Origin of the sequence: Pseudoduganella namucuonensis, assembly GCF_900116645.1 — a bacterium.
GTDB lineage: Bacteria > Pseudomonadota > Gammaproteobacteria > Burkholderiales > Burkholderiaceae_D > Rugamonas > Rugamonas namucuonensis.
Window position 1 is genome coordinate 179,019 of record NZ_FPBO01000009.1, and the last position, 12,111, is coordinate 191,129.

Consider the following 12,111-nt stretch of genomic DNA (forward strand, 5'->3'; position numbering starts at 1 on the left):
GGACCGCAAAGGTTGAGAAGCCGCTATTCCTTTCACAAACATGGCAAATCCTTAAACCGCCTGCTATAATGCGCCAGTCGTCGGGGCGTAGCGCAGCCTGGTAGCGTACTTGCATGGGGTGCAAGGGGTCGGAAGTTCGAATCTTCTCGCCCCGACCAATAGATTCAACGAGTTAGGCCAGCCTTCGGGTTGGCCTTTTTCGTTTGGGGCCCCCCGGTGCCGTGCAACGCCATCCGATCCCGTGATGTTGTGTTTAGTCAACTTGCCTCGGCGTAACCCTGATTAAACTCGATCAAAACCATCATCGGGCGAGCACATGAACCTCAAACGCATGCATCCGCAACGCGGCATCGCCGCAATCGAGCTAGCGTTGCTGCTGCCGGTCTTAATCGTGCTGCTGGCGATGCCGCTGTATCTGGGCCGGGTCTTCTGGCACTACTCGGTCGCGCAGAAGGCCGCCCACGACGCGGTGCGTTACCTGGCGTCGGTGCCGCTGGCGCAGATGCGCGACCCCATACGCATCGCCGCCACAGTGGAGGCCACGAGATCGATTGTCCTGGAGGAAACGGCGGACCTTCAGCCGGGCTCGATACCGGTGATCGTCGACGTCCAGTGCGACGGGCTGTCGTGCATGGGCGTTACGACCCCCACGAATGTCCGGGTTGTGGTGCGCCTCTATATGGAGGATATCTTCTATGCCGAGATATCCCAGAGGACAGATCTGCTGACGGCCGACGTCACAGCCGTTTATGTGGGCATATGAACGCGGAAGTTCGAGTCTTCCGAGCCAGGAAAAAAGGCCAGCCTTCGGCCCGGCCTTTTTCCTGGCTCAACACTTTTCCCAAGCCATTGAGCGCCGCACGGCCTCACGCCACCTGAGTATCCTCTCCGCCCGCTGGTCGTCCGAAATCGATGGCGCGAAGCGATGCTGCGCGCGCCACAGGCCCGCCAATTCGGCCGGGCTATCCCACAGCCCCACACCCAGCCCGGCCAGTTGCGCCGCGCCCAGCGCCGTCGTCTCGATGTTCGCCGGCCGCACCACGGGCACGCCCAGTGCATCGGCCATCAGCTGCATCAGCAGATCGTTCTTCGCGCCGCCGCCGTCCACCCGCAGTTCGGACAGTTTGACGCCCGCGTCGGCCTCCATCGCGAGCAGTACATCGACCGTCTGATACGCGATGCCTTCCAGCGCCGCGCGCGCGATGTGCGCCTTGGTCGAGCCCCGGTGCAGGCCCAGTATGGCGCCCCTGGCGTAGGGATCCCAGTGCGGCGCGCCCAGGCCGGAAAAGGCCGGCACCAGCACCACGCCGTCCGCGTCGCCGACGGTGCCGGCCAGCCGTTCGACCTGCGCGACGTCGTCGACGATGCCCAGGCCTTCCCGCAGCCATTGCAGGGTGGCGCCGGCCATGAAGGCGCTGCCTTCCATCAGGTGCGTGACCTCGCTCCCGCGCGACCAGCCCACGGTGGACAGCAAGCGGTGGCGCGACGGGGCGGGGCGGCCACCCACGTTCATCAGCATGAAGCTGCCGGTGCCGATGGTGTTCTTGGCCATGCCCGGCGCGTGGCAGGCTTGGCCGAAGGTGGCGGCCTGCTGGTCGCCGGCCAGTCCGGCGATGGGCACGGCGCCGCCCAGCAGCTCGGGCAGCGTGTGGGCGATGACGCCGCTGCTGGAGACGACTTCGGGCAGCACGGACGCCGGAATGTCGAACAGTTCCAGCAACCGCCGGTCCCATTGCATGGTCGTGATGTTGAACAGCATGGTGCGCGACGCGTTGCTGGCGTCGGTGACGTGCGCGCCACTGAGCTTGTACACCAGCCAGGAATCGATGGTGCCGAACGCGAGTTCGCCGCGCGCCGCGCGCTGGCGGGCGCCGGGGATGTGGTCCAGCATCCATTTCAGCTTGGTGGCGGAGAAGTAGGCGTCGATCACGAGACCGGTTTTCTCGCGCACCAGTTCTTGCAGACCCTGTTCGCACAGGCTGGCGCAGTGGTCGGCCGTGCGGCGGTCCTGCCAGACGATGGCGTTCATCAACGGCTGGCTCGTGGCGCGGTCCCACAGCACGCTGGTCTCGCGCTGGTTGGCGATGCCGATGGCGGCGATCTTGGAGGCGGCGACGCCATGCGCGTCCAGCACCTGCCGCGCGGCGGAGAGCTGCGAGTTCCAGATGTCGCGCGGATCGTGCTCGACCCAGCCCGGCCGCGGGAAGATCTGCCGGAACGCGTTCTGCGCCATGCCGACCACGCCGCACTCGCCGTCGAACAGCACGGCGCGCGAACTCGATGTGCCCTGGTCCAGGGCGAGGACGTAGTTGCTCATGCCCGTGCGGTCCTGTAGCCGGGGGCAACCTGGTGCCCGCGCAGGCGCATCCAGGTATCGACCGCCGCCGCGGCGGACGATGGCGCGTGCAGGCCGAGTTTCGTGCGGCGCCACAGCACGTCTTCCGCCGTGGCGGCCCATTCCACGTCCATCAGGTATTCAAGTTCGCGTTCGTACAACTGCGGCGCCACCTCCGCACCCATGTCGCTCAATTGCCTGCAGCCGTCCAGCATGCGGTTGGCGCGGGTGCCGTAGGTGTGGGCGTAGCGCCGCACCAGGGCCGGCGGCAGCCAGTGGTAGCGGGCGCACAGGCTGGTGGCGAAGCGGGTGAAGTGGCGCACCGAGTCGTTCGTGGCGCCCGCGCCGAGCACGTCGCCGCCGGGCAGGCAGGCGTGGGCCGTCCAGGCCTTGCCCGGCACTTCCATCATCCCGGCCAGGCTGTCGACGGCGTTTTCGGCCAGCGTGCGGTAGGTGGTGATCTTGCCGCCGAATACGGACAGCAGTGGCGCCGCGCGCCGGTCGGTGACGATCTCGTAGTCGCGCGTCAGCGCCTGGGCGCTGCCCGCGCCGTTGTCCACCAGCGGACGCACGCCCGCGTAGCTCCAGATCACGTCCGCCGGCGCGATCTTGTTCTTGAAGTAGGTGTTGCTCAAGCCGCACAGGTAGTCGACTTCCGGTTCGCTGATGCGGACCTCCCTCGGGTCGCCGTCGTAGTCGATGTCGGTGGTGCCTATCAGCGTGTACTCTTCCTGGTAGGGGATGGCGAAGACGATGCGGCCATCGGCGTGCTGGAAGATGTAGGCGTCGTCGTGGCCGAACAGCTTGGGCACGACGATATGGCTGCCTTTCACCAGGCGCAGCGGCCGCTGCTTCGGGCCGTCGGCCATGGCGTGCAGCTTCATGGCCCACGCGCCGCTGGCGTTGACCAGGCTTTTCGCGCGCACGTCGATCCGCGCGCCGTCGCCGGCGCGCAGCTCCGCGTGCCAGCGCTTGTCCCGCGCGGCCACGGCGGCGAGGCGGGTGCGGGTGAGTATGCGGGCGCCGTGCTCCGCCGCCGCGACCGCATTCAGCACCACCAGGCGCGCGTCGTCCACGCAGGCGTCGGAGTAGATGTAGCCTCGGTTCAGCCCGGGCGCCAGCGGCACACCGGCGGGATGCAGCGTCAGGTCCAGCTGGCGCGAGGCGCGCAGCAGTTCGCGTTTGGCCAGGCGGTCGTAGAGGAACAGGCCGCAGCGCAGCATCCACGCGGGACGCAGGCCGCGCACGTGCGGCATCACGAAGCGCAGTTCGCGGATCAGGTGCGGGGCGGAGCGCAGCAGCACTTCGCGTTCGCGCAGCGCCTTGCGCACCAGGCCGAATTCGTAGTACTGGAGGTAGCGCAGGCCGCCGTGTATCAGTTTGGACGAGGCGGAGGAGGTGTGCGCGCCGAGGTCGTCCTGCTCGCACAGGATGACGGAGAGGCCGCGTCCGGCGGCGTCGCGGGCGATGCCGGCGCCGTTGATGCCGCCGCCCACCACCAGCACATCGCATTCGAGCTGTTCTGTCTGTCGCATCTTCATTCGGCCTGGTTGGTTAAGGTGGCGCCGCTCATCAGCCAGTCCGGCCAGCGGAAGGCGGCGGGCTGGCGTGGTGGCCGCGCGCGCGCCGGGGCGGACGCCACGGCGGCCGGCGGCGCGGCGCGGTACGGCAGCAGCGCGCCCTCGAAGCGGGCATGCGTGCGTTCCACGGCCTCGAACGGCTCGGCGTCCGCCGCCCTGTCGTGCAAGGCGTGGAGCAGCTTGAAGAGGGACGCCGCGAGCGGGCCTGGCTGGCATTCGGGCGCCAGGTGTCCCGCGGCGATCGCCTCGTGTATGGCCTGCGTGAAGGCGTTGCGCCAGCGCGCCTTGCCCAGTTCCACGCACGCCGCCAGGGCGCCGGGCAGCTTGTCGAGGCGCGCCGGAGGCATCAGGTAGATGCAGTGCCGCGCCTCGCCCGCGAAGTGCGCCCCGCTGGCGTCGAACAGCTTGCGGAGCCGGGGCAGGCCGGCCTCCGCCTCCCGCGCCGCTTGGAGCACCTGGCGCGCGAACTCCTCCTCGTAGGCGCGCAGCACGACCGCCTGCAGCGCGGCCATGGTGCCGGCCTGCTCGTAGATGGCGCTGCGGCTGGCGTTCATGTGCCGCGCCAGCCGCACCATCGACAGCGCGTCGAAGCCATGCTGGCGCACGATGGCGAGCGCCGTGCGCGCCAGCCGCTCGTGGGCGAGCTGGCATTCGCGCAGCTGGCTGCGCACCTCCATGGGTGACGGCGGCGGCAGGCCGGAGGCCCGGCGCTGGCGCAGCCAGGCGCGTACCGCCGCCTTGCCCCGCGGCGCCGCGGTCAGCGGGGAATCGTAGCGGCGCGCGCCGGCCGTGTATGGCGTGTTCATGCGGCGTTCCCGCCTGGCCGCGTGGTCACGCCGTCGAGCACGCGGTCCAGCCACGCCAGCAGGTTGGCGATGACTTCCGCGCGGTTGGTCTCGTTGAGCACCTCGTGCCGCGCGCCGCCATACACGTGGGTGGACACGTCGCGCATGCCGGTCTTGCGCAGGCGCCGCACCAGCACGTCGAACCAGGCCAGCATGCCGTTGACCGGATCGCTGTCGCCGGTGAACAGCAGCAGCGGCAGGTCCTTCGGCATGCGCTCCAGCTGCGCCGGATCGGCCGTGCGCGCGCCGGTGTCGAAGATGGAGAACAGCGATTCCAGCGTCAGCGCGAAGCCGCACAGCGGATCCGCCACGTAGGCGTCCGGCACGGCCGGGTCGCGGCTGAGCCAGTCCACCGGCGTGCGGGCGTTCGGCACCGTGGCGTTGGCCCCTTCGACCGTCCAGCCGGACACCCTCGGGTCGAGCAGCTCCAGCGCCGTGGTGCCGGACAAGGCGCAGGCGTGCAGCAGGTCCGCGTGGTCGAGCAGGTAGATCTGCGCGGCCATCGATCCCATGCTGTGCGCCAGCATGACGAGCGGCACGCCGGGATGCGTGGCGCGGATGTGGCGCGACACCGTCGCCATGTCGTCCACCAGCCCCTGGAAGCCGCGCGGGCCGAAGTCACCCAGCTCGCCCTTTTCCCGCGCCAGCCGGCCGTGCCCGCGATGCTCGCTGGCGACCACGCCGTAGCCGGCGTCCACCAGCGCCTCGGCCACGTGCTGGTAGCGGGCCGAATGCTCGGCCATGCCGTGGACGATCTGCACGATCGCCCGCGGCGCGCCGCGCCCCCATGACATGGTCTCGATCTCCCGGCCGTCGCCGGCCCGCAGGGTGTGGCGTTGTGCCTGTGTGCTCATCATTGCCTCCGTCGTCCTGGTTAGTAGCGGAACGTCACGTCCACGCCATAGCGGCGCGGGTACGGCACGGTGGTGAACTTCGTCTGCGACGTCGGGTCCAGCACGATGCCGGTGGGATTGCGGTTGTCGCTCAGATTTTTACCATACACCGCCACTTCGACCTTTTTCGATGGACTGAGCAGGGCCACGCGGGCCGCCACGTCGCGCGTCACGCCCACGCGCGACTTCGGCGCGTTGGTGGCGAGGAAGTACTGCTCGCCGACCAGGCTGGCGTCGCCGTGGAAGCTCAGCTTGTAGCCGCCGGCGACCAGCATGTTGTAGTCGATGCCGGCGTTGGCGGTGTAGCGGGGCGCCTCGATCATGCGCTTGCCCGACAGGTCGGCGCCGTTCAGCAGCAGCGAACGATAGGTGCCGTCCAGCAGGCCGACGCTGGCGTTGAAGCGCAGGTCGCGGGTGGCCTGCAGCATCGCTTCGAATTCCGCGCCGGTGATCTGCGACTGCCCTGCGTTGACCAGTTGCTGCGAGCTGATGCCGACCACGTTCAGGAATTGCTGCTGCTTGAAGTCGTAGCGGAAGGCGGACGCGTTCAAGGTCAGCTTGCGGTCCAGCACCTGCGACTTCACGCCCACCTCGAAGGAGTTCAGGTACTCCGGCTTGGCCACGTTCAGGTCCGCCGCGTTGGTCAGCGCGCCGCCGTTGAAGGCGCTGCTGCGGTAGCCGCGCGCGTAGTGGCCGTAGACCATCAGGTCGCGCGTGACCTTCATGCTGGCGCCCAGGCGGCCGGTGGGCTTGGCGTCGCTGTAGCTCAGGGTGGGCTGCACCGGGATGATGGGGGTGACGTGGAAACCGCTCAGGTCGCCCTCGTCGCGCGTGTAGCGCAGGCCGCCGTAGACGGTGACGCGTTCGTCCACGTCGTAGGTGCCGTCCACGTAGGCGGCGTGGGAACGGCGCTCCTGGTGGTAGCGCTGGCCCAGGATCGGCAGCACCGGCGGGCCGCCGAAGATGGTGTAGGTGGTGCCGATGTCGACGTTGTCGCGCTGGTGGTAGACGCCGGCGATGAACTGGAACGGGCCGTCGAAGGAGCTGGAGAAGCGCAGGTCCTGGCTGAACTCGTGCGTCTTCGAGCGGAAGTCGATGTGCAGCAGCGGGTCCATGGTGCCGTCCGCGTCCACCAGGTTCAGGAAGCGGCCGTTCAGGAAGGAGGTGATGGAGGTGATGGTGCCGAAGTCCAGGCTCTTGTTCAGCGTCAGGTAGCCGCCGCTGCCGCGCACCTCGATGACGCCGGAGCGGTCGGTGGCCACTTCGCGGTCGCCCAGGCGGGCGCCGGTGAAGGGATTGACGCGCGGGTCCTTGCCGTTGGCGTTCAAGCCGTTCGCCGCCAGGCCCTCGTTGGTCGCGCCGATGGCTTCCGGGTTGTTGTTGACCGCGAACAGGCGCAGCGTGCCGGTGAGGCCGTCGTCGCCCTTGTAGCCCAGCGTCAGGCGCATGGCCTTGCGTTCGATGTTGGACAGGTCGTGCCCGGCCGGGTTGACGTTCTTGATGTAGCCGTCCGACCGCGCGCCAGTGAAAGCCAGGCGCGCGCTCAGGCGGTTCTCGATCAGCGGCACTTCCACCATGCCCTTGGCCTCGCGGTAGTTGTTGCTGCCCACGCCCAGCGTCAGTTCGCCCTGCTGGCGGAAGGTCGGCTTCCTGGAGATGAAGTTCACCGCGCCGGCCGTGGTGTTCTTGCCGAACAGCGTGCCCTGCGGGCCGCGCAGCACCTCCACCCGCTCGACGTCGAAGATCTGCGCGCCGCCCAGGTATTGGGCGCCGACGTAGACCTCGTCGAAGAAGGCGCCGGTGGGCGAGATGGCGTTCAGGTTGAACTCGGAGCTGGAGATGCCGCGCAGCGAGAACTTGGGCTGCGATTCGTCGCCCAGGGTGGACACGCGCAGGTTGGCCACCAGGCGGGCGATCTCCGTGCCGGTGTCCAGCTTGGCGTTGGCCAGCGACTGGGCGTTCATCACATTGACCGACACCGGCACCTCCTGCAGGAACTGCTCCCGTTTCTGGGCGGTGACCACGACCTTGTTTTCGTCCGCGATGTGGTTGGCCGGCGCGGGGGCTTGCTGGGCGTGGGCGCTGGCCGCCATGCCGAGCACCGCCACGGTGCCGAGTACATTCTTTTTGGTGTTGCGCATTGTTGTCTCCTTTGTTGTAGTTGTAGTGCCGCTGGCAAAAAACCAGCGGCAAAATCAGGGGTCAGACCCGCGGGGTCTGACCCCGGTTTTCGCTTGTGGTTTTGATCAGGTGGTCGCGGTACCGCTCCCTGATTCTGTTTTTCTGCACCTTGCCGGTGGGCCCCATGGGCAGGCTGTCGACGAACACCACGTCGTCCGGTATCCACCAGCGCGCCACCTTGCCCTCGAAGTGCGCCAGCAGCGCGTCGCGCTCCAGCGCGCAGCCGGGCTTGCGCACCACCACCAGCAAGGGCCGCTCCTCCCACTTGGGATGCGCCACCGCGACGCACGCCGCCTGCAGCACCGACGCGTGCGCCATGGCGATGTTTTCGAGGTCGATGGAGCCTATCCACTCGCCGCCGGATTTGATGAGGTCCTTGCTGCGGTCCGTGATGCGCATGTAGCCGTCGGCGCTGATGGTGGACACGTCGCCGGTGGGGAACCAGCCGTCGACGACGGCGGAGCCGGGCGGCTGCTGGAAGTAGGCGTCCACCACCCACGGGCCGCGCACCATCAGGTGGCCGAAGGTCTGGCCGTCCCAAGGCAGCTCGGCGCCGTCGTCGTCGACGATCTTCATGTCGACGCCGAACGGCACCCGGCCCTGGGCCTGCAGCAGCAGGCGCTGTTCCGCCGGCGGCAGCGCAGCGTGGTGCGCCTGCAGCGTGCACACGGTGGCGATGGGCGAAATCTCGGTCATGCCGAAGGCGTGGATCACCTGCACGCCGTAGTCGTCGCGGAAGGCGTCCATCAGCGCGGGCGGGCAGGCGGAGCCGCCGATCACGGTGCGCGCGAACGTGGAGAAGCGCAGGCCGTTGCCGCGCACGTGGTTCAGCAGGCCGAGCCAGATGGTGGGCACGCCGGCGGAGAAGGTCACGCCCTCCCGCTCGAACAGCTCGTGCAGCGAGGCGCCGTCCAGCGCGGGGCCGGGCAGCACCAGCTTGGCGCCCACCAGCGCCGCCGAGTAGGGCAGGCCCCAGGCGTTCACATGGAACATGGGCACCACCGGCATCACGCAGTCGCGCGCCGACAGGTTGAGCATGTCCGGCGCCACGGAGGCGTAGGAGTGCAGCATGGTGGAGCGGTGCGAGTACAGCACGCCCTTGGGATTGCCGGTGGTGCCGGAGGTGTAGCACAGGCCGGAGGCGGCGTCCTCGTCGAACACCGGCCAAGTGTAATCGTCGTCCCGGGCGGCGATCAGGTCCTCGTAGCAGACCAGCCTGGGAATGCCTTCGATGCCCGCGGCGTCGCGGTCCAGCAGGATGAAGGACTTGACGTTCGGGCATCGCGGCGCGATGGATTTCACCAGCGGCGCGAAGGAGCGCTCGAAGAACAGGTGCTGGTCGCCCGCGTCGTTGATGATGAAGGCCAGCTGCTCGGCGTGCAGGCGCGGGTTGATGGTGTGGATGACGGCGCCGGAGCCGGACACCGCGTAGTACAGCTCCAGGTGGCGATGGCCGTTCCAGGCCAGCGTGCCCACGCGGTCGCCCATGCGCACATCCATGGCGGCCAGCGCGCCGGCCAGCTTGCGCGAGCGGCTGTGGCAGTCGCGGTAGGTGTAGCGGTGCAGGGAGCCATCGTCCTGGCGCGACACGATTTCGCGGTCGCCGAAGTGGCGGTCCGCGTGGCGCAGGATGGAGGAAATCAAAAGCGGGCGCCGCATCATCTGGCCTGGCAGCGGACTGTGGACATGCTGGTACATAAAGGTCTCCTGGCCCGCGGTGCGGGAAAAGACCTGCCCGCGGCGCTCTGTTTCAGTGATATATTTTGGAGGGACAGACTGGCCCGCCCTGTGTTGTAGTGACTTTAGGGGAGGGGCGGACGGGCGTCTTGCCCGGGAAGGCCAAGTTATTGTTTGGCGAGGACAGCGGCGGCGAAGACCGCGCGCACGGAGACGGATCGGGATGGTAATGAGTCAGGCGCAACCAACCACGGCGGGATCGTGGCTGCACGGTATCAGGGACATGCTGGTCAGCGCGGGGATGGATCCGGCGCCGATTTTCGCCGACGCGGGCATCCCCGCCGAGCACGTGGGCGATCCGCACCAGCGCATCCAGAGCGACCAGCTGAGCCGCCTGTGGAACGTGATCACGGCGGTGTCGGGCGACGAGGCGATTTCGCTGGCCTCGTCCGACTGCCCGCGGCCGGCCACGCTGGACCTGCTGACCTACACCATGATGACGGCGCCCAACCTGGACGTGGCGCTGCAGCGCTTCGTGCGCTACCTGCGCGTCATCAGCGACGCCGCCCGCTTCGCGCTGGTGCCCGACGGCGCGCGCGGAACGTGGCTGACGCTGTCCATCGCCGGCGGCGAACTGCCTGTGCCGCGGCAGCGCGGCGAATTCATCCTCATCACCATCCTGAACATCTGCCGCTGGATCAGCGGCAGGCCGGTCAACCCCACGGCGGTCGAGTTCGAGCACGAGGAGCCGGGCAGCACGCAGGCGCACGCGCGCGCGTTCGCCGGGCCGCTGACCTTCAGCGCGCGCCGCAACGGCTTGCTGATCTCGGCGGCCGACCTGGCCGCGCCGCTGCCGGCGGCGAACGTCAAGTTGTCGGAGATGCACGAGAAGTTCGCCTGCGACTTCCTGGACCGCATGGACGGCACCCGCATCACGCCGCGGGTGCGCGACATCATCGTGCGCAGCCTGCCGGACGGCGACCCGCCGCGCGGCGCCGCCGCGGCCGCGCTGTGCATCAGCGAGCGCACCCTGCAGCGGCGCCTGCGGGAGGAGGGCACCAGCTACCAGGACCTGGTGGACCACACGCGGCGCGAACTGGCGCGCGAATACCTGGGCAAGGAGCAGATGGCGCTGGGCCAGGTGGCCTTCATGCTGGGCTTCGCCGACCAGAGCACCTTCTGCCGCGCGTGCCAGCGCTGGTTCAACACCACGCCCAAGCAGTACCGCAAGCGGCTTTCCGACGCGTGAAAGGCGGCGCGGCCGGGATGTTGTTTTTCCGGCGGATGTGACATTGCGTGAACATTCTCGCATCGAATGGCGATCAGAATCGGGGTCTGGCCGCCGCTCACACTTCACGCTATGGAGCAAACGATGCACTTCACCTCCCCCGGCAACGCCGACAATCTCCCGCCCTCCCTGCTGCAGCGCTGGAACGACACCATCAAGAGGAAGTACGCTGGACAGGGCGGCTTGCACAGCAAGTTCTTCGTGCTGGATCCGCAACTGATCCAGGCCGGCGACACCCCCGTGTCCTGGCCGGGCGATCCGGCCGAACCGGCCTTCTGCATGAGCGAGGCCGTGGCCCGGGTATTGAGCGACTGGGGCGTGCGCGGGCGCCACGCGCTGCACAACGAGTATTGCGAATACCGCGTCATCGACGGCGTGGACGCGGCCGGAAACCTGAGGCCCAAACGGGTGCAGGTCACCACCGAACTGCGCGAATACTGGGAGTGCGTCGCCGTGCACGATCCGGTCGCCCTGCGCTCCATGTGCGAGCAGGTGCTGGGCGCCGCGCCCACGTGGCAGGACCTGTACGGCGTGTCCGACCCGGTGGCGCTGTCGGCCCGCCGGCGGAAAGTCGCCTTCGCCAGGCAAACGGCCGGCAACGGTGGCGATCCTGAATTGCAGGACGCCGGCGTGCCCGCGCAGCCCGAGGGGGACCTCAACCGGCGCAACGCGCTGTTCATGACCCATCCCATCAACGGCCTGGACGACCTGCTCTACATCGTGCTGTTCGGCGCCCAGCCCTACGCCCGGATGGTGGGCGGCGAGCGCAGGCCCGCCACCAAGGAGCAGATCTTCAGGGCCTTCGGCGTCACCCAGCTGGCGTGCCGCCACGCCGATCCGGCGGCGGCGACCGCCGCGCACCAGCAGGCGTACGAGGGGCGCAAGATCTCCTTCAGCCCGGACCTGGGCGTCTACATCAACGAATTCACCGAGTCCGCCTTCGAGTACCAGGACCAGCCCCTGCCGCCGGCGTGGCTGCGCAGGAGCCGGGGCAATCAGCGCCTGGAGTTCGGGCCGCCCGACACCGAGGACGTGTTCCTCGACGATATCGTGCTGGTCGAAGGCGCCAGCAGGACGCCGCTGACCGGCGGCTACGACGTGGTGCGCCACATCGAGGTCGGCCCCAAGCTGCGCATCGGCCCGCCCAGCGTGCTGAAGGAGGCCGACTACAAGATGCTGACCGAGGACGCCACCGCGATCCCGTGCTCCGAGGCGGAGATATGCCAGCGCATCAAGTCGCTCAAGGCCGAGTACGACCAGGCCGCGCAGGCCGGGCGCGTGGCGCCGCGCCGGATGGGCTGGCGGGAGTAGG

Annotated in this window: 9 protein-coding genes and 1 tRNA gene; 4 read left to right on the plus strand and 6 right to left on the minus strand. The window is 68.6% G+C overall.

Going from position 1 to position 12,111, the window contains the following annotated elements; translation table 11 throughout:
* Positions 1-81 precede the first annotated feature (81 nt).
* Both BM436_RS12295 and BM436_RS12300 read left to right on the plus strand, forming a co-directional pair.
* Positions 82-158, plus strand: a tRNA-Pro gene (locus BM436_RS12295).
* A gap of 158 nt (positions 159-316) precedes the next feature.
* A complete protein-coding gene (locus BM436_RS12300) occupies positions 317-763 on the plus strand; it encodes a TadE/TadG family type IV pilus assembly protein (RefSeq protein WP_093555805.1) in 447 nt (148 codons plus the stop codon).
* A gap of 66 nt (positions 764-829) precedes the next feature.
* Here the strand turns inward: BM436_RS12300 and glpK are convergent, their stop codons facing one another.
* The 6 genes from glpK to BM436_RS12330 form a co-directional block, all read right to left on the minus strand.
* Positions 830-2,317, minus strand: coding sequence for a glycerol kinase GlpK (gene glpK / locus BM436_RS12305; protein ID WP_093555806.1), 1,488 nt, complete (start codon positions 2,315-2,317; stop codon positions 830-832).
* Entirely contained in the window at positions 2,314-3,876 is a 1,563-nt protein-coding gene (glpD, locus tag BM436_RS12310) for a glycerol-3-phosphate dehydrogenase (RefSeq protein WP_093555807.1), read from the minus strand. The genes glpK and glpD overlap by 4 nt, the downstream gene beginning before the upstream one ends.
* Positions 3,873-4,721, minus strand: a complete 849-nt coding sequence (locus BM436_RS12315) for a TetR/AcrR family transcriptional regulator (protein ID WP_093555808.1) — start codon at positions 4,719-4,721, stop codon at positions 3,873-3,875. The genes glpD and BM436_RS12315 overlap by 4 nt, the downstream gene beginning before the upstream one ends.
* Entirely contained in the window at positions 4,718-5,614 is an 897-nt protein-coding gene (locus tag BM436_RS12320) for an alpha/beta hydrolase (protein ID WP_093555809.1), read from the minus strand. Before BM436_RS12320 ends, BM436_RS12315 begins: the two co-directional genes overlap by 4 nt.
* Before the next feature lie 20 nt (positions 5,615-5,634).
* On the minus strand, positions 5,635-7,794 hold the full coding sequence (locus BM436_RS12325; RefSeq protein WP_093555810.1) for a TonB-dependent receptor: 2,160 nt from the start codon (positions 7,792-7,794) through the stop codon (positions 5,635-5,637).
* A 61-nt stretch (positions 7,795-7,855) separates the two neighbouring features.
* Positions 7,856-9,532 carry a 3-(methylthio)propionyl-CoA ligase gene (locus BM436_RS12330; protein ID WP_093555811.1) on the minus strand — a complete coding sequence of 559 codons (1,677 nt, stop codon included), beginning with the start codon at positions 9,530-9,532 and terminating at the stop codon, positions 7,856-7,858.
* 208 nt (positions 9,533-9,740) lie between these two features.
* On the opposite strand from BM436_RS12330, the gene BM436_RS12335 reads away from it, so the two are divergent.
* Together BM436_RS12335 and BM436_RS12340 are read left to right on the plus strand one after the other, a co-directional pair.
* The gene (locus BM436_RS12335) at positions 9,741-10,760 is read left to right on the plus strand and encodes an AraC family transcriptional regulator (RefSeq protein ID WP_177307148.1); all 1,020 of its coding nucleotides are present in this window, start codon (positions 9,741-9,743) and stop codon (positions 10,758-10,760) included.
* 123 nt (positions 10,761-10,883) lie between these two features.
* Entirely contained in the window at positions 10,884-12,110 is a 1,227-nt protein-coding gene (locus BM436_RS12340) for a DUF8225 domain-containing protein (protein WP_093555813.1), read from the plus strand.
* Position 12,111 lies beyond the last annotated feature (1 nt).

Excerpts from the sequence above, each read along its gene's own strand:
- BM436_RS12325 (WP_093555810.1), bottom strand. The coding sequence starts at position 7,794 with ATGCGCAACACCAAAAAGAATGTACTCGGCACCGTGGCGGTGCTCGGC.
- BM436_RS12300 (WP_093555805.1), top strand. The coding sequence starts at position 317 with ATGAACCTCAAACGCATGCATCCGCAACGCGGCATCGCCGCAATCGAG.
- BM436_RS12320 (WP_093555809.1), bottom strand. The coding sequence starts at position 5,614 with ATGAGCACACAGGCACAACGCCACACCCTGCGGGCCGGCGACGGCCGG.
- BM436_RS12340 (WP_093555813.1), top strand. The coding sequence starts at position 10,884 with ATGCACTTCACCTCCCCCGGCAACGCCGACAATCTCCCGCCCTCCCTG.
- glpK (WP_093555806.1), bottom strand. The coding sequence starts at position 2,317 with ATGAGCAACTACGTCCTCGCCCTGGACCAGGGCACATCGAGTTCGCGC.
- BM436_RS12330 (WP_093555811.1), bottom strand. The coding sequence starts at position 9,532 with ATGTACCAGCATGTCCACAGTCCGCTGCCAGGCCAGATGATGCGGCGC.
- BM436_RS12315 (WP_093555808.1), bottom strand. The coding sequence starts at position 4,721 with ATGAACACGCCATACACGGCCGGCGCGCGCCGCTACGATTCCCCGCTG.
- glpD (WP_093555807.1), bottom strand. The coding sequence starts at position 3,876 with ATGAAGATGCGACAGACAGAACAGCTCGAATGCGATGTGCTGGTGGTG.
- BM436_RS12335 (WP_177307148.1), top strand. The coding sequence starts at position 9,741 with ATGAGTCAGGCGCAACCAACCACGGCGGGATCGTGGCTGCACGGTATC.